At 73.9% G+C, this 24,229-nt stretch carries 25 protein-coding genes; 20 read left to right on the top strand and 5 right to left on the bottom strand.

Translation table 11 applies throughout. From position 1 onward, the window contains the following. Positions 1 to 21 precede the first annotated feature (21 nt). The 3 genes from rfbB (at position 22) to AB1207_RS24480 (ending at position 3,141) form a co-directional block, all read left to right on the top strand. Complete coding sequence (gene rfbB, locus AB1207_RS02050) at positions 22 to 1,005, top strand: dTDP-glucose 4,6-dehydratase (protein ID WP_367636099.1); 984 nt, start codon at positions 22 to 24, stop codon at positions 1,003 to 1,005. A gap of 619 nt (positions 1,006 to 1,624) precedes the next feature. Further along, on the top strand, positions 1,625 to 3,037 hold the full coding sequence (locus AB1207_RS02055) for an OFA family MFS transporter (protein WP_367636100.1): 1,413 nt from the start codon (positions 1,625 to 1,627) through the stop codon (positions 3,035 to 3,037). After that, a complete protein-coding gene (locus AB1207_RS24480) occupies positions 3,034 to 3,141 on the top strand; it encodes an MFS transporter small subunit (protein ID WP_437178843.1) in 108 nt (35 codons plus the stop codon). Before AB1207_RS02055 ends, AB1207_RS24480 begins: the two co-directional genes overlap by 4 nt. Here the strand turns inward: AB1207_RS24480 and ybaK are convergent. Next, positions 3,131 to 3,646, bottom strand: coding sequence for a Cys-tRNA(Pro) deacylase (ybaK, locus tag AB1207_RS02060; RefSeq protein WP_367636101.1), 516 nt, complete (start codon positions 3,644 to 3,646; stop codon positions 3,131 to 3,133). The two genes, AB1207_RS24480 and ybaK, sit on opposite strands and share 11 nt — an antisense overlap. 13 nt (positions 3,647 to 3,659) lie before the next feature. Then, positions 3,660 to 4,400 carry an LON peptidase substrate-binding domain-containing protein gene (locus AB1207_RS02065; RefSeq protein WP_367636102.1) on the bottom strand — a complete coding sequence of 247 codons (741 nt, stop codon included), beginning with the start codon at positions 4,398 to 4,400 and terminating at the stop codon, positions 3,660 to 3,662. 101 nt (positions 4,401 to 4,501) lie between these two features. On the opposite strand from AB1207_RS02065, the gene hisD reads away from it, so the two are divergent. Both hisD and AB1207_RS02075 read left to right on the top strand, forming a co-directional pair. Then, on the top strand, positions 4,502 to 5,788 hold the full coding sequence (hisD, locus tag AB1207_RS02070; RefSeq protein WP_367636157.1) for a histidinol dehydrogenase: 1,287 nt from the start codon (positions 4,502 to 4,504) through the stop codon (positions 5,786 to 5,788). Continuing rightward, positions 5,785 to 6,273: a hypothetical protein gene (locus AB1207_RS02075; RefSeq protein WP_367636103.1), complete on the top strand. Its 489-nt coding sequence runs from the start codon at positions 5,785 to 5,787 to the stop codon at positions 6,271 to 6,273. The genes hisD and AB1207_RS02075 overlap by 4 nt, the downstream gene beginning before the upstream one ends. 141 nt (positions 6,274 to 6,414) lie before the next feature. Here AB1207_RS02075 and sthA read toward each other — a convergent pair whose 3' ends face one another. After that, complete coding sequence (gene sthA / locus AB1207_RS02080; RefSeq protein ID WP_367636104.1) at positions 6,415 to 7,821, bottom strand: Si-specific NAD(P)(+) transhydrogenase; 1,407 nt, start codon at positions 7,819 to 7,821, stop codon at positions 6,415 to 6,417. Between the two features lie 200 nt (positions 7,822 to 8,021). Between sthA and AB1207_RS02085 the strand changes: the two genes are divergently transcribed. From AB1207_RS02085 to AB1207_RS02115, 7 genes are all read left to right on the top strand, one after another. Beyond that, a complete protein-coding gene (locus AB1207_RS02085) occupies positions 8,022 to 9,014 on the top strand; it encodes a Gfo/Idh/MocA family protein (RefSeq protein WP_367636105.1) in 993 nt (330 codons plus the stop codon). 8 nt (positions 9,015 to 9,022) lie between these two features. Beyond that, on the top strand, positions 9,023 to 10,036 hold the full coding sequence (locus AB1207_RS02090; RefSeq protein WP_367636158.1) for a Gfo/Idh/MocA family protein: 1,014 nt from the start codon (positions 9,023 to 9,025) through the stop codon (positions 10,034 to 10,036). A 74-nt stretch (positions 10,037 to 10,110) separates the two neighbouring features. Continuing rightward, complete coding sequence (locus AB1207_RS02095; RefSeq protein ID WP_367636106.1) at positions 10,111 to 11,223, top strand: histidinol-phosphate transaminase; 1,113 nt, start codon at positions 10,111 to 10,113, stop codon at positions 11,221 to 11,223. Beyond that, positions 11,220 to 11,819: an imidazoleglycerol-phosphate dehydratase HisB gene (hisB, locus tag AB1207_RS02100; RefSeq protein ID WP_366170759.1), complete on the top strand. Its 600-nt coding sequence runs from the start codon at positions 11,220 to 11,222 to the stop codon at positions 11,817 to 11,819. Before AB1207_RS02095 ends, hisB begins: the two co-directional genes overlap by 4 nt. Further along, positions 11,816 to 12,454, top strand: a complete 639-nt coding sequence (hisH, locus tag AB1207_RS02105) for an imidazole glycerol phosphate synthase subunit HisH (protein ID WP_367636107.1) — start codon at positions 11,816 to 11,818, stop codon at positions 12,452 to 12,454. Before hisB ends, hisH begins: the two co-directional genes overlap by 4 nt. A 367-nt stretch (positions 12,455 to 12,821) precedes the next feature. Then, the gene (priA, locus tag AB1207_RS02110; RefSeq protein WP_367636108.1) at positions 12,822 to 13,577 is read left to right on the top strand and encodes a bifunctional 1-(5-phosphoribosyl)-5-((5-phosphoribosylamino)methylideneamino)imidazole-4-carboxamide isomerase/phosphoribosylanthranilate isomerase PriA; all 756 of its coding nucleotides are present in this window, start codon (positions 12,822 to 12,824) and stop codon (positions 13,575 to 13,577) included. A gap of 35 nt (positions 13,578 to 13,612) precedes the next feature. Next, positions 13,613 to 14,329, top strand: coding sequence for an SseB family protein (locus AB1207_RS02115; protein WP_367636109.1), 717 nt, complete (start codon positions 13,613 to 13,615; stop codon positions 14,327 to 14,329). Positions 14,330 to 14,376: 47 nt separating this feature from the next. On the opposite strand, the gene AB1207_RS02120 is transcribed toward AB1207_RS02115, so the two are convergent. Continuing rightward, positions 14,377 to 14,895 (bottom strand): DoxX family protein, encoded by a 519-nt coding sequence (locus AB1207_RS02120; protein ID WP_367636110.1) that lies wholly within the window; start codon positions 14,893 to 14,895, stop codon positions 14,377 to 14,379. Positions 14,896 to 15,031: 136 nt separating this feature from the next. On the opposite strand from AB1207_RS02120, the gene AB1207_RS02125 reads away from it, so the two are divergent. After that, entirely contained in the window at positions 15,032 to 16,252 is a 1,221-nt protein-coding gene (locus AB1207_RS02125; RefSeq protein ID WP_367636111.1) for an MFS transporter, read from the top strand. On the opposite strand, the gene AB1207_RS02130 is transcribed toward AB1207_RS02125, so the two are convergent. Continuing rightward, positions 16,233 to 16,604, bottom strand: a complete 372-nt coding sequence (locus AB1207_RS02130; protein ID WP_367636112.1) for a DUF1844 domain-containing protein — start codon at positions 16,602 to 16,604, stop codon at positions 16,233 to 16,235. The two genes, AB1207_RS02125 and AB1207_RS02130, sit on opposite strands and share 20 nt — an antisense overlap. Before the next feature lie 306 nt (positions 16,605 to 16,910). Here AB1207_RS02130 and infC point away from each other — a divergent pair, with 306 nt between their 5' ends. The 7 genes from infC to pheT all read left to right on the top strand — a co-directional run bounded on the left by infC (position 16,911) and on the right by pheT (position 24,229). After that, positions 16,911 to 17,540 (top strand): translation initiation factor IF-3, encoded by a 630-nt coding sequence (infC, locus tag AB1207_RS02135; protein ID WP_367636159.1) that lies wholly within the window; start codon positions 16,911 to 16,913, stop codon positions 17,538 to 17,540. A gap of 119 nt (positions 17,541 to 17,659) precedes the next feature. Further along, complete coding sequence (gene rpmI / locus AB1207_RS02140) at positions 17,660 to 17,854, top strand: 50S ribosomal protein L35 (RefSeq protein ID WP_367636113.1); 195 nt, start codon at positions 17,660 to 17,662, stop codon at positions 17,852 to 17,854. A gap of 112 nt (positions 17,855 to 17,966) precedes the next feature. Then, positions 17,967 to 18,353 (top strand): 50S ribosomal protein L20, encoded by a 387-nt coding sequence (gene rplT / locus AB1207_RS02145; RefSeq protein ID WP_367636114.1) that lies wholly within the window; start codon positions 17,967 to 17,969, stop codon positions 18,351 to 18,353. 83 nt (positions 18,354 to 18,436) lie between these two features. Next, a complete protein-coding gene (locus AB1207_RS02150; RefSeq protein WP_437178844.1) occupies positions 18,437 to 19,261 on the top strand; it encodes a TrmH family RNA methyltransferase in 825 nt (274 codons plus the stop codon). A gap of 60 nt (positions 19,262 to 19,321) precedes the next feature. Beyond that, positions 19,322 to 20,440 (top strand): sensor histidine kinase, encoded by a 1,119-nt coding sequence (locus AB1207_RS02155; RefSeq protein ID WP_367636115.1) that lies wholly within the window; start codon positions 19,322 to 19,324, stop codon positions 20,438 to 20,440. 91 nt (positions 20,441 to 20,531) lie between these two features. Next, positions 20,532 to 21,665, top strand: a complete 1,134-nt coding sequence (pheS, locus tag AB1207_RS02160) for a phenylalanine--tRNA ligase subunit alpha (protein WP_367636116.1) — start codon at positions 20,532 to 20,534, stop codon at positions 21,663 to 21,665. Continuing rightward, entirely contained in the window at positions 21,665 to 24,229 is a 2,565-nt protein-coding gene (gene pheT / locus AB1207_RS02165) for a phenylalanine--tRNA ligase subunit beta (RefSeq protein WP_367636117.1), read from the top strand. The genes pheS and pheT overlap by 1 nt, the downstream gene beginning before the upstream one ends.

The raw sequence follows: 24,229 nt of genomic DNA on the forward strand, positions 1-24,229 counted from the left end.
TGTGCCACTACGCTGGGTCGCATGAAGGTGCTCGTGACGGGTGGGGCGGGGTTCATCGGGAGCCACTACGTCCGGTCTGCGCTGTCCGCCGCGCCCGGCGCACCGGACGCCGCCGACCTCGCCGAACTCGTGGTGCTCGACAAGTTCACCTACGCCGGGAACCCCGCGAACCTCGACCCCGTCGCCGCCGACCCCCGGTTGCGGGTCGTGCGCGGGGACGTCGCCGACGCCTCCGTCGTCGACCCGCTCGTCGCCGCGGCCGACGTCGTCGTGCACTTCGCGGCCGAGACCCACGTCGACCGGTCCATCGCCGGCGGTGCGGACTTCGTGCGCACCAACGTCGCGGGGACGCAGGTCCTCCTCGAGGCCGCCGCCCGGCACGGGGTCGAGAAGTTCGTGCACGTCTCGACCGACGAGGTGTACGGCTCGATCCCGCGGGGTTCCTGGACGGAGGACAGCCCGCTGGAACCGAACTCCCCGTACTCCGCCTCCAAGGCCTCCGCGGACCTGCTCGTGCGCGCCTACGGCCGCACCCACGGGGTCCCGGTCTGCACGACCCGCTGCTCGAACAACTACGGTCCCTACCAGTACCCGGAGAAGGTCGTGCCGCTGTTCGTCACGAACCTGCTCCAGGGCGGGTCGGTGCCGTTGTACGGGGACGGGGCGAACGTGCGGGACTGGCTGCACGTCGACGACCACTGCCGCGGCATCGACCTCGTCGTCCGTTCGGGACGGCCGGGGGAGGTCTACAACATCGGCGGCGGCACCGAGCTGACGAACGCCGAACTCACCGCGCGGGTCCTCGACGCGCTCGGCGCCGACTGGAGCCGCGTGCGGCACGTGCCGGACCGCAAGGGCCACGACCTGCGGTACTCGGTGGACTGCCGCAAGATCCGCGACGAGCTCGGCTACGCCCCGGTCCACGACTTCACCACGGGGCTGGCCGACACCGTCCGCTGGTACCGCGACCGCGCGGACTGGTGGGAGCCGCTGCTCGCGGCCTGACCCCGCCCCCGAGCTCCGTCCACGGGCGTCCGTCTGCTGCTCCGCAGGAATGACCCGGTGGCGGAACGTCCTACGTGCTCGGCGGGATGACCTCCACTGGCGCTGTCGTATCCGGACGACCCGAACAGCCCTGCCGGGTGCCGTCGCGTTCGTCGCGTGGTCGTGCTTCGTCACCGACCCACTGCCGTCAGGGTCGTGGTCGGTCTGGTCCTGCTCCTGGCCCCGGGCGCTTCCGTGGCCGGGTGCCTGCACGACCGTGGCGACCGACCGAGCCTCGTCGCGGGGCTGGTCGCCGCCGCGGCTGAGGACGTCCCCCGCAACTTTCGTGCAGCTGCGGACCCACTGCGCCCTTCTGTCGATGCCGGTCCCGGTGGAGGACCTCCTCCCCACCGTCGTACCTGCCGTCCCAGCTGGCGTCCCACTCCTCGTCGTGCCCGTGGTGACCCTCGCCGCCGAGGCCCCCTCGCCCCGTCATCGGTGCGTCTGCCGCGCACCCGCTCAGGGTCCTTCGTTGACCCGTGCCGCGGTGTTCCGGGTGTCGGTCTCTCAGGTCCTCACCTACGCTCGGCGTCCGAGCGGACAGCTCGAGCACAGCACACCCACAGCGAAGGAGCTCCTGGTGTCGCCACTCGCCGCGCCGGCCGTCCTGGACCGGCAGCGCACCGTCGCCCCACCCGGTTTCAACCGGTGGCTCGTCCCACCGGCCGCCCTCGCGGTCCACCTCTGCATCGGTCAGGTGTACGCGACGAGCGTCTACAAGACGGCCCTCGTCAGCCACTTCGACGTGAGCCAGACGCAGATCGGTCTGGTGTTCTCGATCGCCATCGTCATGCTCGGCCTGTCCGCGGCCGTCTGCGGGACGTGGGTCGACCGCAGCGGTCCGCGCAAGGCCATGGCGGCGTCCGCGGCTTGCTGGGGCACGGGTTTCCTCGTGGGGGCGCTCGGCATCGCGGCCGGCCAGTTGTGGCTGCTCTACCTCGGCTACGGGGTCATCGGCGGCATCGGCCTGGGCATCGGGTACATCTCGCCCGTCTCCACGCTCATCAAGTGGTTCCCCGACCGGCCCGGTCTCGCCACGGGCATGGCCATCATGGGTTTCGGCGGCGGCGCCCTCATCGCCAGCCCGCTCTCCACGCGACTGCTCTCGCTGTACGACCCGTCCTACGACTCCACCGTCACCGGCAGCGCACCGGCGGGGTCGGCCGTGGCCCTGCTGTTCCTCACCTTCGCCGTCGTGCACGCGCTCTTCATGAGCTACGGCGCGGCGACGATCCGGGTCCCCGCACCCGACTGGACCCCGGAGGGTTTCGACCCGGCGTCGGTCCGCAGCAAGGCCCTGGTGACGACCGCGAGCGTCTCGGCGCGCAACGCGGTGCGCACCCCGCAGTTCTGGCTGCTGTGGGTCGTCCTGTTCTGCAACGTGACCGCGGGCATCGGGATCCTGGAACAGGCCTCGCCGATGATCCAGGACTTCTTCCGGTCCGCCGGTGGCGCCTCCACCGTCTCGGTCGCCGCGGCCGGGGGTTTCGTGGGGCTGCTGTCGATGGCCAACATGGCCGGGCGGTTCGTCTGGTCCTCGACGTCGGACGTCATCGGGCGCAAGCCGGTGTACATGGGCTACCTCGGCGTGGGGCTCGTCGCGTACTTCCTGCTCGCGACGTTCGGCCAGACCAGCACGGCGTTGTTCGTCCTGTTCGCCGTCGTCATCCTCTCGTTCTACGGCGGGGGTTTCGCGACCGTCCCGGCCTACCTGCGGGACCTGTTCGGGACGTTCCAGGTGGGTGCGGTCCACGGCCGGCTGCTCACGGCGTGGTCGGCGGCCGGGGTGGCCGGGCCGCTCATCGTCAACGGTTTCCTCGACGCCCAGGGCGATCCCGGCAGCCTGACCGCGAGCGCCTACCGGCCCGCGCTGCTGACGATGGTCGCCGTGCTGGCGGTGGGTTTCGTCGCCAACCTGCTCGTCCGCCCGGTGGCGGAGAGGTTCCACGAACCCTCCGAACGGTCCGCGACGAGTGAGCGGGGGACCCGGTGAACGCGCGGGGCCGGGTGGTCGCCGGCTGGGCGCTCGTCGGGATCCCCCTGGCCTACGGCGTCGTCGAGACGCTCGTGCGCGCCTCGCGCCTGTTCACCGGCTGACCGGGCGGCTGACCGGGGCGGCCCGGGCCCCCGTCACCGCGAGGAGGTCGGCGGGGGCCAGTTCCACCTGCAGCCCCCGCCGGCCCGCGCTGACGAGGACCGTCGCGAAACCCTCCGCGGAGGTGTCGACGAACGTCGGCAGGGCGGTGCGCTGACCGATCGGGCTGATGCCGCCCACGACGTACCCGCTGCTGCGCTGGGCCCTGGCGGGATCGGCCATGGCGGCCTTCTTCCCGCCGGCGGCCGCGGCGAGGGCCTTGAGGTCGAGCATCCCGGCGACGGGGACGACGGCGCAGACGAGGTGCCCGTCGACGTCGGCCAGGAGCGTCTTGAACACGCGGTGCCCGTCCACGTCCACCCCCGCCTCGCGCAGGGCCCGCACGGCGTCGTCGCCGAAGCCGTCGCCCGCGTGTGCGCCCGTCGCGTACGGGTGCGCCGTGTGCGCGACTGCGCGCTCGGCCAGCAGCTTCAGCGCCGGGGTCCCGGCGTCGGCCCGCTTGCCCACGGTGCTCCGCCCCTCAGTTGGAGTTGACCGGCCAGACGGGCAGTTCCGTCGCCGGCACCGCCCCGAACGTGCCGATGAGGGCGATCTCCCGTCGCAGCACCTCGAGCTCGGCCTGCAGGCGGCTGACGGTGTCCGGCGCCTCCAGCAACCGCTGCCGCTGGTCGAGGTCGAGGACCGCCGCGGCGGCCACGAGGTAGGACAGCACCCGCGGGTCGTCCGGCGCCCCGGCCCCGCCGATGTCGAGGACCTCGCGGTACTCGTCGAACGTGCGGCTCACGGCGTCGGCCAGCACCGTGAGGCGGCCGTCGCTGTCGTCGTCCTCGACGTCGTCGTCGCCGAACGGCTCCACGAGGCCCGTGAGGTAGGGGGTCCCGGCGGACTCGTCGATCCCGACGAGGCGGAAGCGGCTCGCGCCCACCGTCACGATCTCGTAGCGACCGTCGTCGGTCTCGGTCACCTCGCGCACCAGGGCGACGCAGCCGACGGTGTGCAGGGCCTGCAGGTTGCCCGTGCCGACCTCGTGCCCGGCCCGGATGGCGACGACGCCGAAGCCCCGCACCTGCATCTCCTCGGGGTCCCCGGAACCGTCGGCGCCGCCTCCCTCCAGCCCGGTCTCCAGCCCGGCCGTGTCCGGCAGGTCGCCGACGAGGTCCTGCACGAGCAGCCGGTACCGGGGTTCGAACACGTTGAGCGGCAGGACCAGTCCTGGGAACAGGACACTGCCCAGGGGGAACAGCGGGAGGCGTTGCGGCACGCGGGCCACCCTAGGACCTCCGGCTCGTAGACTCCTGCCCCGTGAGCACCCCCGCCCCGCTCCTGCGCCGCATCGACCTGCGCGGGCAGGTCCTCGACGCCATGGCGCTGCGCGCGGTGGTCCCGCGCGCCGACGTCGACGTCGCGGCCGCCCTCGCCGCCGTCGCCCCGATCTGCGAGGACGTCCGCGCCCGCGGCGTCCCCGCCCTGCTCGAGCTGACCGCACGCTTCGACGGCGTCCACGCCGACGACGTCCGCGTTCCCGCGCACGCGCTCACCGACGCCCTCGCCGCCCTCGACCCCGACGTCCGCGCCGGGCTCGAGGAGTCGATCCGGCGGGCCCGCCTCGTGGCCACCGACCAGCTCCGCGGCACCACGACGACGGAGGTCGTCCCGGGCGGCCGCGTGTCCGAGCGCTGGGTGCCCGTCGGGCGCGTCGGGCTGTACGTGCCGGGCGGCCGGGCGGTCTACCCCTCCAGCGTCGTCATGAACGTGGTGCCGGCCCAGGTCGCCGGTGTCGGGTCGATCGCGGTGACCACCCCGGCGCAGAAGGAGTTCGGCGGCTCGGGCCACCCGACGATCCTCGCCGCGTGCGCGCTGCTGGGCGTCGAGGAGGTGTACGCCGTGGGCGGGGCGCAGGCCATCGCGATGTTCGCCTACGGCGCCCGCGACGCCGACGGCGCGGTCGTCGTCGAACCGGTCGACGTCGTCACCGGCCCGGGCAACATCTACGTCGCCTCGGCCAAGCGGTACGTCCAGGGCACCGTCGGCATCGACTCCGAGGCCGGCCCGACCGAGATCGCGGTCCTCGCCGACGCCACGGCGGACGCGGTCCACGTCGCCGCCGACCTCATCAGCCAGGCCGAGCACGACCCGATGGCCGCCGCCGTCCTCGTCACCGACTCGCCCGAGCTCGCCGACGCCGTCGACGCGGTCCTGGGCGACCGGGTCGCGGCCACCAAGCACGCCGGGCGCATCGAGGAGGCACTGCGCGGCCCGCAGTCCGCGATCGTGCTCGTCGACGACGTCGACGCCGGCCTGGCCGTCGTGGACGCCTACGCCGCCGAGCACCTGGAGGTGCAGACCGCGGACGCCGCCGCCGTCGCGGCCCGGGTGCGCAACGCCGGCGCCGTCTTCGTCGGCCCGCACACCCCGGTGTCCCTCGGCGACTACTGCGCGGGCTCCAACCACGTCCTGCCCACGGGCGGTACGGCTTCCTTCTCCGGCGGCCTCAGCGTGCAGACGTTCCTACGCGGCATCCACGTCGTGGAGTACGACGAGCGCGCGCTGCGCGAGGTCGCCCCCCACGTCGTGGCGCTGGCGCAGTCCGAGGACCTTCCCGCCCACGGCGAGGCCGTGTCCGCCCGCTTCGAGGGGACCGCCCCGTGACCGACGAGACCCCCGACGTGCCCGAGTTCGACTTCGACGCCGAGTTCGCCAAGGCCTTCGGCCCCAAGAAGCCCGTCCGCTCGGTGATCGTCGCGGGCGTCGCGCAGGCCCGGGCGCTCGCCGACCTGCTGCCGGCCCACGACGTGCACGCGCACGTCGTGGCGGTCAAGGGCATCGGCACCGTCCTCGTCGCCCACGACCCGGCGACGGGGGAGCAGGACGTGCAGACCCTGTCCGCCGCCGTCCCGCAGGCCGAGTTCGTCCTCTTCACCGTCGGCGAGGAGTCCATCGAGGGCCAGACCTGGGCCGGCGGCACCCGCGGCGAGGACCCGAAGCCGGGGCTGCTGCTGTCGGTGTGGCCCGACCTCGTCCAGGACCTCGTCCTCGGCAAGGCCGACCCCGCCGAGCACGCCGTCGGACCCGAGGAGCCCCGCAAGGGCGCGTTCTGGAAGCGCCTGCGCGGCCGCGACGACGACCCCGCCTGATCCGCCCCGCCCCTCACCCTCCGTCACCGCGGTGCGGGTCGGGGGGTGGGTCGTTGACGCTACGAGCCGGACCTATCGGCCCGATGCGTCAACGACCCCGCCCCGCCCGCCCCGCGACGTGACGCAGGGTGAGGGCGAGGATCAGACGTCGAAGCGCGCCGCGGCCCGCATCTTGTTCGTCACGTCGAGCGCGGCGACCTTGTAGGCCTCCGACAGCGTCGGGTAGTTGAACACCGTGTCGACGAGGTGGTCGACGGTCCCGCCGCACGTCATGACGGCCTGCCCGACGTGCACGAGCTCGGTCGCCGACGTCCCGACGACGTGGACGCCGAGCAGCTTGCGGTCCTCGGTCGAGACGAGCAGCTTGAGCTTGCCGTGCGAGTCGCCGACGATCGCGCCGCGGGCGAGCTCGCGGTAGCGGGCGACCCCGACCTCGTACGGGACGGCGGCGCGGGTCAGCTCGTCCTCGGTGTGACCGCAGTAGCTGATCTCGGGGATCGAGTAGATGCCGATGGGCTGCAGCTCGATGAGCGAGTTCACCTGCTCGCCGAACGCGTGGTACGCCGCGAGGCGACCCTGCTCCATCGACGTCGAGGCCAGCGCCGGGAAGCCGATGACGTCGCCGACGGCGTAGATGTGCTCGACCTCGGTGCGGAACTGCTTGTCCACGACGAGGCGGCCGCGCTTGTCGGCCTCGAGGCCGGCGGCGGCCAGGTCGAGGCTGTCCGTGGCGCCCTGGCGGCCCGCGGAGTACAGGACGGTGTCGGCGGGGATCCGCTTGCCGGACGCCAGCGTCGTGACGGTGCCCTGCTCGTCGGCCTGCACCTTGACGACCGACTCGCCGAGGCGGAACGCCACGCGCAGGTCGCGCAGCTCGAACTTCAGGGCCTCGACGATCTCGGAGTCGCAGAAGTCGAGGAAGTTCGGCCGCGACTCCACGACGGTGACCTTGGTGCCGAGCGCGGCGAACATCGACGCGTACTCGATGCCGATGACGCCCGCGCCGACGACGACGAGGGTCTGCGGGATCTCGGCGAGCTGCAGCACGCCGTCGGAGTCCACGACCCGGCCCGAGCCGAAGTCGACGTCGGCGGGGCGGGCGGGACGGGTGCCCACGGCGATGACGAACTTGTCCGCCGTCAGGTGCCGGGCGGGGACGCCGGGGGCCTCGACGACGACGCTGTTCGGACCGGTGAAGCGCGCCATGCCGTCGTAGAGGTCGACGCGGTTGCGCGAGAGCTGGTCGCGGACGACCTCGGCCTCACGGCGCACGACGTGGGTGGTGCGGGCCGACAGGTCGGCCATGGTGATGTCCTGCTTGACGCGGAAGTTCGCGCCGTAGACGTCGCGCACGCTCATGCCCGTGAGGTGCACGACGGCCTCGCGCAGCGTCTTGGACGGGATCGTGCCCGTGTTGACGCAGACGCCGCCCATCATCGAGCCGCCGTCCACGAGGGCCGCGTTCTTGCCGAGCTTGGCCGCCGCGATGGCCGCCTTCTGGCCGCCGGGGCCGGAACCGAGGACCAGGAGGTCGTAGTGGTCGCGCATACCGGACATCTTCGGCACCCGGACGGCGGATCTGCAGCCGTGTCACATGAACGTCACACGACGGTCCGTGAGGGGGACGGGACGGGGCGTCCTGCGAACGTTCCCAGATCGGAGCGGCCCAGACCTTCCGCACCCGCACCCGGATGTCCTAGCGTGAAGCCACGTCACGACCCGATGAAGCGTCCGGAGGAACACCCCTCGTGCCTGTCGCGAACCCACCCCTGAACGTCGCCGTGCTCGGGTGCTGGCACGTCCACGCCAAGGACTACGCCCGCTCCGCAGCAGCCCACCCCGACACCACCCTCGTCGCCGCCTACGACCCCGACCCGTCGCTGGGCCGGCCGCTGGCGGAGGACTTCGGTGTCGAGCTCACCGACGACCTCGACGCGTTGCTGGCGCGCGAGGACGTCCACGGCGTCACCGTCACCACCGAGACGACGGCGCACACCGACGTCATCTCCCGCGCCCTGGCCGCCGGCAAGCACGTCTTCACCGAGAAGCTGCTCGCCCCGACCGTCGAGGAGTCCGAGCGCCTCGTCGCCCAGGCCGCGGACGCGGGGCTCGCCCTCGTCGTCTCCCTGCCGCGGCTCTACGCCGGCTACACCCTCGCCGTGCGCGACCTGCTGGACTCCGGGGAGCTCGGGACCCTCACCTACGGCCGTGTCCGGTTGTCCCACGACGGGGCGGTGCACGGCGGCGACGGGACGGGGGGCTGGCTGCCCGACCGGTTCTTCGACCCCGGACCGGCCGTCGGCGGCGCGCTGACGGACCTCGGCTGCCACCCCGTCTACCTGACGCAGCTCTTCCTCGGCGCCGACCCGCAGACGGTCCGCGCGGTCTACGCCAACGCCACCCCCCGCGACGTCGAGGACCACGCCGTCGTGACCGTGGGCTACTCCGACGGCCGGATCGGCGTCGTCGAGGCCGGTTTCGTCAGCAACGACGCCTTCACCATCGACGTCCACGGCACCGAGGGGTCGGTGCACTACACCGACTCCGGCAAGCGCCTGTGGCGCCGTTACCCCGACGGCCGCACCGAGGACCTCACCGTCCCCGACGACGCCCCCGACGCGTTCGCGCAGTGGGTGCAGCACGCCGCCGCCGGGACCCAGGCGAGCGAGAACCTCCAGCGCGCCGTCGACCTCACCCGCCTCGTCGTGCGGGCCAACCACGCAGCAGGGACGAAGGAGTGAACGAGAGCATGGCGAAGAACGTCGAGGGAACCGTCAAGGTCGGGCTCATCGGCGGGGGCGGGATCACCCGCGCCCACGTCAAGGGGTACCGCGAGCACGCCGCGAAGATCGGGGTCACCGCGGTGGCCGACGTCGTCGAGGAGGCGGCGAACACCCGCGCCGAGGAACTCGGTGCGCAGGCGTTCACCGACTACCGCGAGATGCTGGCGACGGCGGACATCGACGCCGTCGACATCTGCCTGCCGCACCACCTGCACGCCGACGCCATCGTCGCCGCGGCCGAAGCCGGCAAGCACGTCCTGTGCGAGAAGCCGTTGTGCCTCACCGCGGACGAGGCCGCCCGGGTCGCCGCGGCGGTCCGCTCCTCCGGCGTCACCCTCATGTGCGCGCACAACCAGCTGTTCTTCCCCTCGGTCGCCAAGGCGAAGGAACTCCTGGACTCCGGGATCCTCGGGACCGTCTACGAGGTGCGGACGACGGACAGCTTCCACAACGACTTCGACCCCTCGAACATGGGCTGGCGCGCCTCGGCCAAGACGAGCGGCGGCGGCGAGCTCATCGACACGGGCTACCACCCGACGTACCTGCTGCTGCACCTCGCGGACGCCCAGCCCACGGAGGCGACCGCGTTCCTCTCGACGCACCGCCTGAAGTTCATGGAGGGCGAGGACTCCGCGCAGGTGCTCGTCCGGTTCGAGAACGGTGTCGTGGGCCAGATGGTGACGAGCTGGGCCTACGACCCGGCCCCGGGCACCGAGAAGTTCTCCGTGGTGGGCGAGCTCGGATCGCTCACGGGCACCGCGAACTCCGTCACCTACCGGCTGCGGACGGGGGAGGAGGAGACGTTCCAGTTCGAGGACGTCGACTCCTTCGTCGAGGAGATCGGCGCCTTCGCCGACTGCCTGCGCGAGGGCACCCGCCCGATCCACACCGAGACCGAGGGCATCGCCGTCCGCGGCGTCCTGCTCGCGGCCTACGAGGGCGCGCGCACCGGGACGATCGCCAAGGTCCTCTCCGTCTGACCCGCGCACCCGGACCGCCCGTCCCGCCCTCCCGGGTGGGACGGGCGGTGCTGCGCGTCTGGGACACTGCTGCCGTGACCGAGACGACCACGCTGGCCGACCTGCCGCTGCGCGAGGACCTGCGGGACGAGCACCCGTACGGGGCCCCCCAGCTGCACGTGCCGGTGGTCCTCAACGTCAACGAGAACCCCTACCCGGTCGCGCCCGAGGTGGTCGCCGACATCGCGGCCGCCGTCGCGCAGGCGGCCGTGGGCCTCAACCGCTACCCCGACCGCGAGTTCCTCGACCTGCGCGCCGACCTCGCGGCGTTCTTGCGCACCGAGTCCGGGGCCGAGCTCGCGCCCGAGCAGGTGTGGGCGGCCAACGGGTCCAACGAGGTCATGCTCCACGTGCTGCAGGCCTTCGGCGGCCCCGGCCGCACCGCGCTGAGCTTCGCCCCCACGTACTCGATGTACCCCGAGTACGCGCGCGACACCCTCACGACGTGGGTCACGGGCCGGCGCGAGGAGGACTTCACGGTCGACGTCGACCACGCCCGCGAGCAGGTCCGCCGCTACCGCCCCTCCGTCGTCCTGCTGACGAGCCCCAACAACCCGACGGGGACGGCCCTGCCGCTGGCCACCGTCGAGGCCGTGCTGGAGGAGGTCTCCGCCGTCGGCGGCATCGTCGTCGTCGACGAGGCGTACGGGGAGTTCCGCCGGGCCGGCGTCCCCAGCGCCCTGGAACTCCTCCCGCGGCACGGCAACCTCGCGGTCAGCCGCACCATGAGCAAGGCGTTCTCGCTGGCGGGTGCCCGCGTCGGGTACCTGGCGGCCTCGCGCGCGTTCGTCGACGCCCTGCGGATCGTCCGCCTCCCGTACCACCTGTCGGCCGTCACCCAGGCCACGGCACGGGCCGCGCTGAAGCACTCCGCGGCCCTGCTCTCCACGGTGGACGAACTCCGCACCCGTCGCGACGAGACCGTCGTGTGGTTGCGCGACAACGGGTTCGACGTCGCCCAGTCCGACGCGAACTTCGTCCTGTTCGGCCGGTTCACCGACCGGCACGGCGTCTGGCAGGGGTTGCTCGACCGGGGCGTCCTCATCCGCGAGACCGGCCCGGCCGGCTGGTTGCGCGTGAGCATCGGCACGGCCGACGAGATGCAGCAGTTCCGAACCGCACTCCAGGAAGTGGTGGCAACCCAGTGAGCCGCACCGCGCGCATCGAGCGCAGCACCAGCGAGTCCTCCGTCCTCGTCGAACTCGACCTCGACGGCTCGGGGCGCACGCAGATCGACACGACCGTGCCGTTCTACGACCACATGCTGACGGCGCTCGGCAAGCACTCGCTCATGGACCTGACGGTCCGGGCGAGCGGTGACACCCACATCGACGTGCACCACACCGTCGAGGACACCGCGATCGTCCTGGGCCAGGCGTTCCGCCAGGCGCTCGGCGACAAGTCCGGCATCCGCCGCTTCGCCGACGCCACCGTCCCGCTCGACGAGGCCCTCGCGCACGCCGTCGTCGACGTCTCCGGCCGCCCCTACTGCGTCCACGAGGGGGAGCCGGCCGGCCAGGAGTTCCACCTCATCGGCGGGCACTTCACCGGCTCGCTGACCCGGCACGTCCTGGAGAGCTTCGCCTTCCACGCCCAGATCTGCCTGCACGTGCGCGTGCTCGCCGGCCGGGACCCGCACCACGTCGTGGAGGCGCAGTTCAAGGCGCTGGCCCGCGCGCTGCGCTACGCCGTCGAACCCGACCCGCGCGTCGTCGGCATCCCCTCCACCAAGGGTGCGCTGTGACGTCCGTCGTCGTCCTCGACTACGGCTTCGGCAACGTCCGCTCCGCCGTCCGCGCCCTCGAACGGGTCGGCGCGTCGGTCGAGCTGACGTCGGACCGGAAGGCGGCCCTCGAGGCCGACGGGCTCCTCGTCCCCGGCGTCGGTGCGTTCGCGGCCGTCAACGCCGGGCTCAAGGCCATCGGCGGTGACTCGATCGTCGACCGGCGCCTCGCCGGGGGCCGTCCCGTGCTCGGGATCTGCGTCGGGCTGCAGGTGATGTTCGAGACGTCCACCGAACCCGGCGACGGCCTGCCCGACGGCTTGGCCCAGTGGCCCGGCACCGTCGAGCGCCTCCCCGCCGACGTCGTCCCGCACATGGGCTGGTCGACCGTCGAGCCGCCCGCCGGCTCCCGCCTCTTCGCCGGCGTGGAGGACGAGCGCTTCTACTTCGTGCACTCCTACGCCGTGCAGCGCTTCGAGATGCTCGACACCACCGACGGCCGCGTCCCGCTGCCCCAGATCACGTGGGCCGAGCACGGGACGCGCTTCGTCGCGGCCGTCGAGAACGGCGCGCTGTCCGCGACGCAGTTCCACCCGGAGAAGTCCGGCGACGCCGGCGCCCAGCTCCTGCGGAACTGGGTCGACTCCCTCACCTGACCGCCTGCGCAGCAACGACTCGCGCGGGACACCCACGGGGACACCCACCGGTGTCACCACGTGGGTGAGCCCGTGGGTGTCCCGACCGCGTCGTCCCGACGACGCTCCCGGGACACCCACACCTGACTCCACGCCTGTCCTCACGCCCGGTCCCACACCCGTCCTCACGCCCGTCCCCACACCCGGTCCCACGTGGGACCGGCCGTGGGACCGGCTCGGGCGTCGTCCCCACCCCCGCCGCGCCGTCCCCACACCCGGTCCGACACGGGACCGGCCGTAAGACCGGCTGTGAACCGGCTGTCGGACCTGACCCACCCGCTCCCCGCCGCCCCGCCGCACCCCCCGACCCCTCGTAGACTCGCCCCCCGTGACCAGCGAGAACACCGCCACCGCCGCCCGCCGGCTCGAACTCCTCCCCGCCGTCGACGTCGCCGACGGCCAGGCCGTCCGCCTCGTGCAGGGCGAGGCCGGCAGCGAGACCTTCTACGGCGCCCCGCTGGAGGCGGCCCTCGCCTGGCAGGAGGCGGGCGCGGAGTGGGTCCACCTGGTAGACCTCGACGCCGCCTTCGGCCGCGGCTCGAACCGCGAGCTCCTGGCCGAGGTCGTCGGCCGCCTCGACGTCGCCGTGGAGCTGTCCGGCGGGATCCGGGACGACGCCTCCCTCGAGGCGGCCCTGGCCACGGGCTGCCGCCGCGTCAACCTCGGCACCGCCGCCCTGGAGGACCCGGACTGGACGCGGTCGGCCATCGCCCGGCACGGCGACCGCATCGCCGTCGGCCTCGACGTGCGCGGCACGACGCTGGCGGCGCGCGGCTGGACGCGCGAGGGCGGGGACCTGTGGGAGGTGCTGGCGCGCCTGGACGCCGACGGCTGCTCCCGCTACGTCGTCACCGACGTCACCAAGGACGGCACCCTGCGCGGTCCGAACGTCGACCTGCTCCGCGAGGTCTGCGCCCGGACGAAGGCCCCCGTCGTGGCCTCGGGCGGCATCTCCAGCCTCGACGACCTGCGCGTCCTGCGCGACCTCGTCGACACCGGCGTCGAGGGCGCCATCGTGGGCAAGGCCCTGTACGCCGGGAACTTCACCCTCCCGCAGGCCCTCGACGTGGCGGGCCGGCCCTGACCGCTCACGATCCCCGCACGACCGACTCCGCCGGGGTGCCGTGGGCGGGACGCACGTTGCAGCCCAACGCCTTCGCGGGCGACGACGGGTCGAGGTCCCCTGAGCTGGAACGGGCGCTGACCGCGTGGGACGCGGTCGGGGGCGACCTCGTCGCCCGCGTCCACGCCGAACGCGCCGTCGTCGGCGCTCTCGCGGGCAGCCGGGTGTTCGCCCCGGTCGTCGCCGAGCTGGGCGAGAGGGGGGACGACGGCGGTGACAAGAGCGCCGACATGGCGCTGGCGCTGCTGACCCAGCCCGACGGCCGCCGCGGGCTGCCGCTGTTCACGGACCTCGCGGCGCTGAGCACCTGGCGTCCGGACGCGCGTCCGGTGCCGGTGCCCGCGGAGCAGGCGGCGCTGTCGGGTGCTCAGGAGGAGTGCGACGTGCTCGTGCTCGACCCGGCCGGTCCCGTGCGCTTCGTCGTGCGCCGCAGCGCGTTCTGGGCCCTGGCCCGGGGGGAGGTGTGGATCCCCGCAGCCCTCGACGCGACGCTCGCGGCGGCCGTCGCCGACGCCGTCCGGGACCTGCCGGTCGTCCGCGGCACCCGGTGCGAACCGGGTCGGGGGGCCGAGCTGCGCGTCGTCCTCGGGGTGACCCCGGGCCTGGACCGCGAGGGGCTCGACGGCCTGCTGCGGGCGGTGGGGGAGCGGCTGGCCGCGGGCGTCGTCGCTGAACGCGCGGAGTCCCTGGAGTTCCAGGTGCTGCCGGCCTAGTGGTCTGAGGACGGCCCGGACCGCCCGGTGACGGTCCGGGCCGAGGATCAGTCCTGCTCGGCGGCCTCGGCGGCCACCGTCTCCTGACGCGCCTTGATGGTCGTGTACGCGCCGACGCCGGCGGCGGCCAGCGCCAGGACGGTCGTCCACCGCTTGTTGAAGACGTGGCCGGTGGCGGCGTCGAGGCTGTACTTCCCGGGACCACCGATGGCCAGGGCCACCGAGGCCAGGCCCAGGACGGCCGGGTACTCGAACCCGCCCGAGGTCACGAAGAAGCCGTTGGGCTTGTGCACGACGGACGCGGCCGCCATGGCCGCCGCGGCCGACGCGCCGCCGACGGGCGTCGCGAGCCCGAGCGCGAGCAGCGCGCCGCCGCCGGCCTCGGACGCGCCCGCGAGGACGGCGTTGCGCTTGCCGGGGCGGAAGCCCATGGCGTGCATGGCGCCGGCGGTGCCCTCGAGGCCGCCGCCGCCGAAGGCGCCGAAGAGCTTCTGCGCGCCGTGGGCCACGAGCGTGCCGCCGATGCCGAGGCGCAGGGCCAGCAGGCCCAGGTCGTTGTTCGCCACGAGGTGTCTCCTCCGATGCTTGCGGGTTCAAGGTCGGCGGCCATTCGACCACCTCGGCCCCGCGGCGGCCACGGGGGGTGGTTCGCCGGGGGAACCGGACTGCGTCGTGTCGCCACCGCCTGCCACAGTGCAGGACGTGTCCACCGCTCCACCCCGCCCGGGGTCCCGGGTCCTGCGCGCCTTCAGCCCCTACCGCGACGTCCTGGCCGTCCGCGGCGTCGTCGTCCTCGAGCTCGTCGGGTCCCTCGGGCGCGTCCCGGCGTTCATGGCGGGGATCGTCTGCATCCTCCACGTCGTCCAGCACCTCGGGATGGGCTACGGCGCAGCGGGACTCGTAGGTGCCGTGGCGACGATCGGGACGGCGGTCAGCTCGCCCTGGCGCGGGTGGGTCGTGGACCGGTACGGCCTGCGGCGCGCGCTCGTCCCCTCGATCGTGGCGCAGGCCGTCTGCTGGTCGGTCGCGCCGTTCGTGCCGTACGCCGGGCTGCTCGTCACGGCGTTCGTCGCCGGCGCCCTGGGCCCGCCCGTGTTCACCGTCGTGCGCCAGTCGCTGGCCGTCGTGGTCCCGGACGAGCGGCGCCGCACGGCGTTCTCCCTCGACGCGGTCCTCGTCGAGTTCTCCTACATGGTGGGCCCGGCGGCGGGGACGGCGGTGGCCCTGGCCTGGTCGACGACGGCCGCGATGCTCGTCGTGGGCGCGAGCCAGTGCCTCGCGGCGGTCGCCATGTTCGTCCTCGACCCGCCGTTGCGCAGCGACCCCGGCCCCGGCACCGAGCCCGTGGGGACGGCCCAGCGCCACGCCGTGTGGACGACGGCGCTGCTGCTGGCCATGGCGTGCGCGTTCACCGCCGACCTCGTGCTCTCGGCGACGGACCTCGCGGTGGTCGCCCAGCTGCGGGAGGAGGGGCAGGTCCGCTGGACCGGGCTCGTCCTGGCCGTGTGGGCCGCCGGGTCCGTCGTCGGCGGCCTCGTGCACGGAGTCCTGCCGCGGCCGGTGCCGCCGTGGCTGCTCGTCGTGTGCCTGGGGCTGGCCACGACCCCGCTGGCCCTGCTCAGCGGCCCCGTGGCCCTGGCCGCCGGCACGTTCGTCGCGGGGCTCTTCTGCGCGCCCGTCATCAGCGCGACCGTCGACCTCGTGGCGCACGGGGTCCACGAGGCCGTCCGGGGACGGGCGATGGGCTGGCACGCCGCGGCGACGACGGTGGGGGCCGCGCTCGGGTCGCCGCTGGCGGGCGCCGTCAGCGATGCCGCGGGCGTGGGCACCCCCTTCCTCGTCGTGGGGGCCGCGGGGGCCGTGGCCGGAGCGGCGACCGCCGTGGTCGCCGCCCGCGTCGACCTCAGACCACGCTTCCCGTGAGGCGCTCGCCGGGCCCCTTGCCCGGTTCGTCCGGCACGTCGGAGGCCTCGCGGAAGGCCAGCTGGAGCGAGCGCAGGCCGTCGCGCAGCGACCGGGCGTGCTGACCGCCGACGTCGGGGGCGGAGGTGACGACGAGCCCGGCCAGGGCCGTGATGAGGATGCGCGCCTCGGCGAGGTCGAGGTGGTCGGCCGCGTCGGGGCCGTCGGCCAGACCGCACTTGACCGCCGCCGCGCTCATGAGGTGGACGGCGGTGGTCGTGATGAGCTCGGCTGCCGGCACGTCGGCGATGTCGCGGGCGGCCAGCGCGCCCGGGTCCACCGGGTCCGCCTCGGGAGGGGTCTGTGACTGCATGCTGATACCCTTGCAGGCGACCGACCGGCACACGTCACCGGATCCCGCTCCAGCACCACGGCGGGGACCGGCGTCCACAGGGCCGGCACGTGAAGCGGAGGCCTCCTCCCACCTCGGTGCCCACGGCGCCGCAGGTCCTGGTCCGCGCTCCTCCCCGGAGGGGTGCAGCGGCGTCCTCCGTCGCGCTCGTCCGTGCGGACGGGCCGCGGTGGGTTCGTCGTCGGATCTGGTGGCCCCCGTTGCGCGTCCGAGCACGGGGGCCTTCCTCGTGTCCGGCGGCCCCACACGACGACGAAGGAGCAGCACATCAGCGAGCCCCGCATCAACGACCGCATCCGTGTTCCCGAGGTGCGGCTCGTGGGCCCCAACGGCGAACAGGTCGGCATCGTGCGCGTCGAGGACGCGCTGCGGCTGGCGGACGAAGCAGGCCTCGACCTGGTCGAGGTCGCTCCGACGGCGCGGCCGCCGGTCTGCAAGCTCATGGACTTCGGCAAGTTCAAGTACGAGTCCGACATGAAGGCCCGCGAAGCCCGCAAGAACCAGACGAACACGATCCTCAAGGAGATCCGGTTCCGTCTGAAGATCGACCCGCACGACTACGGCACCAAGAAGGGCCACGTCGAGCGGTTCCTCAAGGCGGGTGACAAGGTCAAGGTCATGATCATGTTCCGCGGGCGCGAGCAGTCCCGGCCCGAGATGGGCTTCCGGCTGCTCCAGCGCCTCGCGGAGGACGTGGCCGACCTGGGCAGCGTCGAGAGCTCGCCGCGCCAGGACGGCCGCAACATGGTGATGGTCATCGGGCCGCACAAGAAGAAGGCCGAGGCCAAGGCCGAGGAGCGTCGCCGCAAGGACGCCGAGGCCGCACCGCCGGCAGCGGCCCCCGAGGCGGCTCCGGTCGACAGCACGCCGGACGAGACGGCCGCCACGGCGTCCTGACGCCCGGCCCACGCTCGGCCACGCACGACTGACACGGCCCGCAGGAGGCACGCTCCGGCGGGCCGCACGCCAGACCACGCCGGAGGGCACCCCCTCCGGCTCCGAACACAGGAGAAGACGTGCCCAAGAACAAGACCCACTCCGGCGCCAAGAAGCGGTTCCGCACCACCGGCTCCGGCAAGGTCATGCGCGAGCAGGCCAACAAGCGCCACCTGCTCGAGGTCAAGTCGAGCAAGCGCACCCGCCGCCTCTCGGTCGACCAGGTCGTCTCGCCCGCGGACGCCAAGAAGATCAAGAAGCTCCTCGGCATCTGATCCGCGGCCGGCCCCCGGGCCGGCACCCCTTCGACCGAACCCAGCGGGTGCGTGACCTCCAGGTCACCGCCGATCGACCCGGCCGCCCGCGACCGACCTCCAAGGAGTACCCGTGGCACGCGTCAAGCGCGCAGTCAACGCCCAGAAGAAGCGCCGTACCGTCCTCGAGCAGGCCAGCGGCTACCGCGGCCAGCGCTCGCGCCTGTACCGCAAGGCGAAGGAGCAGGTCACCCACTCCCTCGTCTACGCGTACCGCGACCGCAAGGCGCGCAAGGGCGACTTCCGCCGCCTCTGGATCCAGCGCATCAACGCGGCCGCCCGCGCCGAGGGCATGACGTACAACCGCTTCATCCAGGGCCTGAAGGCCGCTGAGATCGAGGTCGACCGCCGCATGCTGGCCGAGCTCGCCGTGTCCGACCCGGCCGCCTTCTCGGCGCTCGTGGCGACGGCCAAGGCCTCCCTCCCGGCCGCCCCGGTGGCCGAGGGCTCCGCGGCCTGAGCCGCAGACCCACCGAACACCCCGGACGCCCGGCAGTGCCCCACGTCGACGCCCCGCTCCTCTCGAACCCTCGAGCGGAACGGGTGCGCGCCGTGCGGGCGCTGACCGCGCGTTCGGCGCGTCAGCGGCACGGCCGGTTCCTCGCCGAGGGCCCGCAGGCCGTCCGCGAGGCCGTCGCCGCCGGCGCCGCCCTCGAGCTGTACGCCACGCCCGAGGCGACGGACCGCTACCCCGAGATCGTCCGCGACGCGTCGAAGGCGTGGACCGTGACCGACGAGGTCCTCGCGGCCATGAGCGACACCGTCACCCCCCAGGGGCTCGTCGCCGTCTGCCCCACGACGACGGCGGACCTCGACGACGTCCTGGCCGGGCGCCCGCGGCTCGTCGCCGTCCTGGACCGGGTGCGGGACCCGGGCAACGCGGGCACCGTCCTGCGCGCCGCCGACGCCGCCGGAGCCGACGCCGTCGTCCTCACCGCGAGCAGCGTCGACGTCTTCAACCCCAAGTGCGTCCGCTCGACCGCCGGCAGCCTCTTCCACCTGCCCGTCGTCGTCGGCCGCAGCCTGCAGGACGTGGTGGAAGGTCTGCAGCGCAGCGGATCCACCGTCCTGGCCGCCGACGGCACGGGCGAGCTCGACCTCGACGACCTCGCCGACGAGGCCGCCCGCGGCGAGGTCCGCGCCGTGGACCTGCGCCGGCGCACGGCGTGGGTCTTCGGCAACGAGGCGGCCGGCCTCGACGACGCGGGACGCTCGCTCGCCGACGCCGTCGTCCGCGTCCCGCTGCACGGCCGCGCCGAGAGCCTCAACCTCGCCACGGCGGCCGTCGTCTGCCTCTACGCCAGCGCCCGGGCGCACCGTGCCGGCACCCCCGCGAGCACCAGCGGTCGCACGAGCCCCACGGTCTGAGGCGGTCCTGGGGGCGCGCTGAGCGCGCGATGCGATCATCCGATGGCCTAATGTCGGCCCGTGCCCGAGGCGAGGGGGAGCGCCGAGGCCGCGTCGTCGGCCCGTCCCCTCGTGCTGCCCGCGCTCGACCTCGACGACCTGCCCGACGGTGTGGTCGTGACCGACGGGGACGGGGCCATCGCCGACCTCAACACCGCCGCCGAACGCCTCCTGGGCCGTCCCCGCGCCGACCTCGTCGGCACCGCGCTGCGCCGGGCCCTGCCGCTGCAGGACACCTCGGGCCGTCGCTGGTGGGACGTCGTCCAGGACTCCACCCGCCGCCCGCACGGCGTCGATCCCGACGGGCACGCCGAGCGGCTGCTGCTGCTGCCGGGCGGCACCGAACTGCTGGTGACCGCCCGCTTCGTCCGTGACGGGACGGGATCCCTGCTGCGGGCGGTGCTGGCCCTGCGCACGCCGGACGAGCGCCGCCGCGCCGAGACGGACACGACGAGCCTCATCGCGACCGTCGCCCACGAGCTGCGCTCACCCCTGACGTCGGTCAAGCAGTTCACCGCCAGCCTGCTGCGCCGGTGGGACCGCTTCAGCGACGAGCAGAAGCGCCTCATGCTCAGCACCGTCCAGGCCGACGCCGACCGGGTCAGCCGGCTCGTCGGGGACCTGCTCGACGTCGCCCGCGTCGACGCGGGCCGGCTCACGGTGCACCGGAGGCCCATGGACCTCGCGGCCCTGGTGCGCGAGCACGTCGACCGGTTGCGCATGGCCGGGTACGACGACGAGCGGTTCGAGCTCACGGTGGCCCCGGACCTGCCGGAGCTGTGGGCCGACCCGGACCGGATGGCCCAGGTCGTCACGAACCTCGTCGACAACGCCGTCCGGCACGGGGCGGGGACCGTGGTCGTCACCGTCGCGGGCGGCCCGCCCGCGGACGGGACCGGCGGCTGGATCGTCCTGACCGTCGACGACAACGGCGACGGGGTCCCCGCGGAGAACCGCCCGTACGTCTTCTCCAAGTTCTGGCACGGCGGTGCCCGCAGCGGGACGGGGCTCGGGCTGTACGTGACGCGCGGTCTCGTCGAGGCCCACGGCGGCGACGTCGACGTCGACTCCGCCCCCACGGGCGGGGCCCGCTTCACGGTCCGGCTGCCCGCGGGCGAACCGGTCGCCACCGCAGGCTGACCGGGTCTCCGCGTCTGGGAAGATCGGGCGGGAGCACCGACAGACCGACCCGAACCGACGCACCGAAACCACGAAGGAGCGCGCACCCGCGATGTCCGACCAGCCCGACGTGCCCGAGGGCGCGGTGGACGAGGCGAGCGTGCAGGCCGCCCTCGACGCCGCCCTCGCCGCGGTGGCCGCGGCCACCGACCTCGACGAGCTCAAGGCCGCGCGCCTCGCGCACGCGGGTGACCGCAGCCCGCTGGCCCTGGCGAACCGTGCCATCGGCACCCTCCCCGGACCGGAGAAGGCGGCCGCCGGCAAGCGCGTCGGCCAGGCCCGCGGACGTCTGGGCGCCGCCGTCGCCGCACGGACCACCGTCCTCGAGGCCGAGCACACCGAGCGGGTGCTGCGCGAGGAGGTCGTGGACGTCACGCTGCCCGTCGCGCGCCCGGACCGCGGTGCCCGGCACCCGATCCCGCTGCTCGTCGAACGGGTCGGCGACGTCTTCACGGCCATGGGCTGGGAGGTCGCCGAGGGACCCGAGGTCGAGGCCGAGTGGTTCAACTTCGACGCCCTGAACTTCGACGCCGACCACCCGGCACGGCAGATGCAGGACACGTTCTTCGTCGCCGACGCGGGCGGCGGGGCCGAGTCCGGTCTCGTGCTGCGCACGCACACCTCGCCCGTGCAGAGCCGCTCGCTCCTGCAGCGCGGTGTGCCCCTCTACGTCGTCTGCCCGGGCAAGGTGTTCCGCACCGACGAGCTGGACGCCACGCACACCCCGGTCTTCCACCAGCTCGAGGGCATCGCCATCGACGAGGGCCTGACGATGGCCCACCTCAAGGGCACGCTCGACCACTTCGCGCGCGCCATGTTCGGGGACGCCGTCGAGACGCGGTGGCGGCCGGCCTTCTTCCCGTTCACCGAACCCAGCGCCGAGCTCGACCTGCGGTTCTCCCTGGGCCGGGACGCCGAACGCGGCTGGATCGAGTGGGGAGGCTGCGGGATGGTCAACCCGAACGTGCTGCGGGCCGCGGGGATCGACCCCGACCGCTACCAGGGGTTCGCGTTCGGGATGGGGATCGAGCGGACGCTGATGTTCCGCAACGGGGTGACGGACATGCGCGACATGGTGGAGGGCGACGTGCGGTTCAGCCGGGCGTTCGGCGTGGAGGACCTGTCCGCGTCCGGGGTGGCACGCGTCGCGGATCCGGCCGTGGCCGCGGGGGAGGAGGACCTCTGATGCGCATCCCCCTGAGCTGGCTCGCCGAACACGTCGACCTCGAACCCGGTGCGCGTGGTCTGGACGTCGCGGCGTCCCTCGTCCGCGTGGGCCTGGAGGAGGAGGGCATCCACACGGCCGGGGTCACCGGACCCGTCGTCGTGGGACGCGTCCTCGACCTCGTGAAGGAGCCGCAGAAGAACGGCAAGACGATCAACTGGACCCACGTCGACGTGGGCCCCGGGCACAACGACGCCGAGGGGTCCCGCGGCATCGTCTGCGGCGCCCACAACTTCGTCGAGGGCGACCTCGTCGTGGTGGCGCTGCCCGGTGCGGAACTGCCCGGCGGGTTCGGCATCGCGGCGCGCAAGACCTACGGGCACGTCTCGGACGGCATGATCTGCTCGGCCCGCGAACTCGGCCTGGGCGAGGACCACGACGGCATCATCGTGCTCTCGCAGCACCTCCCGGGTGTCGAGGTGACGCCGGGGCAGGACGCGCTGACCCTGCTCGGCCTGGCCGAGGAGACCGTCGAGGTCAACGTCACGCCCGACCGCGGCTACTGCTTCAGCATCCGCGGGATCGCGCGCGAGTACGCCCACGGGACGCGCCGTCCCGTCGCCGACGTGCTGCGCGACCCCGTCGACGTCGAGGTGCCGCTGCCGTCCGGTCCGGGGTACCCCGTCCGGCTCGAGGACGACGCTCCTGTCCGCGGTGCCGTCGGGTGCGACCGCTTCGTCGCCCGCGTCGTGCGGGGCGTCGACCCGGCCGCCGCGACGCCGTCCTTCATCGCCGACCGCCTGCGCCAGGTCGGGATGCGGCCCATCTCCCTGGCCGTCGACGTGACCAACTACGTGATGCTCGCGACCGGTCAGCCGCTGCACGCCTACGACCTCGACCGGTTGCAGGGCGAGCTCGTCGTCCGCCGGGCCCGCGCGGGGGAACGGCTCACCACGCTCGACGACGTCGAGCGGACCCTGCACCCCGAGGACCTGCTCATCACCGACGAGGTCCCCGGTGACCCGTCGACGTCCCGGGTGCTGAGCCTGGCCGGCGTCATGGGCGGGGAGTCCAGCGAGGTCTCCGCCGCGACGCGGGACGTCCTCGTCGAGGCCGCGCACTTCGCGCAGGTCACCGTGGCCCGCACGGCGCGCCGGCACCGGCTGCCGTCCGAGGCCGCCAAGCGCTTCGAGCGCGGCACCGACCCGACGGTCTGCGCCGCCGCGGCCGAGCTCGCCGTCCGGCTGCTCGTCGAGCACGGCGGCGGGACGGCCGACACGACCGCGACCGACGTCGGCGGAGCCGCTGCGCCGCAGACGATCACCATGGACGCCGGCTTCCCCGAACGCGTCGTCGGCGTGCGCTACGCGGCCGACGAGGTGGTCGACACGCTCACCGAGATCGGGTGCACGGTGACCGTCGACGGCTCCACCCTCGCGGTGACGCCGCCGCCGTGGCGTCCCGACCTCACCGGTCGCGTCCACCTCGTCGAGGAGGTCGCCCGCCTCGCGGGGTACGACGCCATCCCGTCCGTGCTGCCCCCGGCGCCGGCCGGTCGTGGGCTCACCTCCGGGCAGCGCGCCCGCCGCTCGGTGGCCCGGGCCCTCGTGGACGACGGGTTCGTCGAGGTGCTCAGCTACCCGTTCGTCGCGGCCTCGGTGCACGACGCGCAGCAGCTGCCGGCCGACGACCCGCGACGCACCGCCGTGCGCCTGGCCAACCCGCTGTCCGAGCAGCAGCCGCTCATGCGCACGAGTCTGCTCGACTCCCTCGTGGAGACGGTGCGGCGCAACGTGTCCCGCGGGCTGCGCGACCTCGCCCTCGTGGAGCTGGGCTCGGTCACGCACCCCCGTCCCGGTGCCGGGCCGGCCGAGGTGCTCGGGGTCGAGCGCCGTCCCACCGAGGACGAGCTCGCCCGCCTGCAGGAGGCGGTCCCGGCCCAGCCGCTGCACGTCGCCGGCGTGCTCACCGGCGTCCGACGTCGCCCGGGGGCGCTCGCGGGCGGGTTCGCCCGCACCGCCGAAGCGGCCGGCTGGGCCGACGCCGTGGAGGCCGCCCGCACGGTCGCCGCCGCCGTCGGGGTGGAGGTCGTCGTCGAGGCCGCCGAGCAGGCGCCGTGGCACCCGGGTCGGTGCGCGCGGATCACGACGGCGCAGGGCCACGTGGTCGGGTACGCCGGGGAGCTGCACCCGTCCGCGGTCGCGGCGCTCGAGCTGCCCGCCCGCGCGGCGGCCTTCGAGCTCGACCTCGACGTGCTGCTCGCCCTCGTCGGTGCCGCCCCGCAGGTCGACCCGCTGTCCGGTCTGCCCGCCGCGACGCAGGACGTCGCCCTCGTCGTCGACGCGGCGACCCCCGCCGCGACGGTGCAGGAGGCGCTGCGCGAGGGCGCCGGCCCGCTGCTGGAGGACGTCCACCTCTTCGACGTCTACACCGGCACGCAGGTGGGGGAGGGCCGCAAGTCGCTGGCCTTCGCCCTGCGCTTCCGGGCGCCGGACCGGACCCTGACCGCCGAGGAGGCCAGCGCGGCCCGCGATGCAGCGGTCGCCCTCGCCGCCGAGCGGACGGGGGCGGTGCAGCGTGCCTGA

The sequence above is a fragment of the Kineococcus endophyticus genome (genome assembly GCF_040796495.1).
Classification (GTDB): domain Bacteria; phylum Actinomycetota; class Actinomycetes; order Actinomycetales; family Kineococcaceae; genus Kineococcus; species Kineococcus endophyticus.

Excerpts from the sequence above, each read along its gene's own strand:
- rfbB (WP_367636099.1), top strand. The coding sequence starts at position 22 with ATGAAGGTGCTCGTGACGGGTGGGGCGGGGTTCATCGGGAGCCACTAC.
- hisD (WP_367636157.1), top strand. The coding sequence starts at position 4,502 with ATGGCGCTGCGCGCGGTGGTCCCGCGCGCCGACGTCGACGTCGCGGCC.
- sthA (WP_367636104.1), bottom strand. The coding sequence starts at position 7,821 with ATGCGCGACCACTACGACCTCCTGGTCCTCGGTTCCGGCCCCGGCGGC.
- AB1207_RS02090 (WP_367636158.1), top strand. The coding sequence starts at position 9,023 with ATGGCGAAGAACGTCGAGGGAACCGTCAAGGTCGGGCTCATCGGCGGG.
- AB1207_RS02130 (WP_367636112.1), bottom strand. The coding sequence starts at position 16,604 with ATGCAGTCACAGACCCCTCCCGAGGCGGACCCGGTGGACCCGGGCGCG.
- pheS (WP_367636116.1), top strand. The coding sequence starts at position 20,532 with ATGTCCGACCAGCCCGACGTGCCCGAGGGCGCGGTGGACGAGGCGAGC.
- pheT (WP_367636117.1), top strand. The coding sequence starts at position 21,665 with ATGCGCATCCCCCTGAGCTGGCTCGCCGAACACGTCGACCTCGAACCC.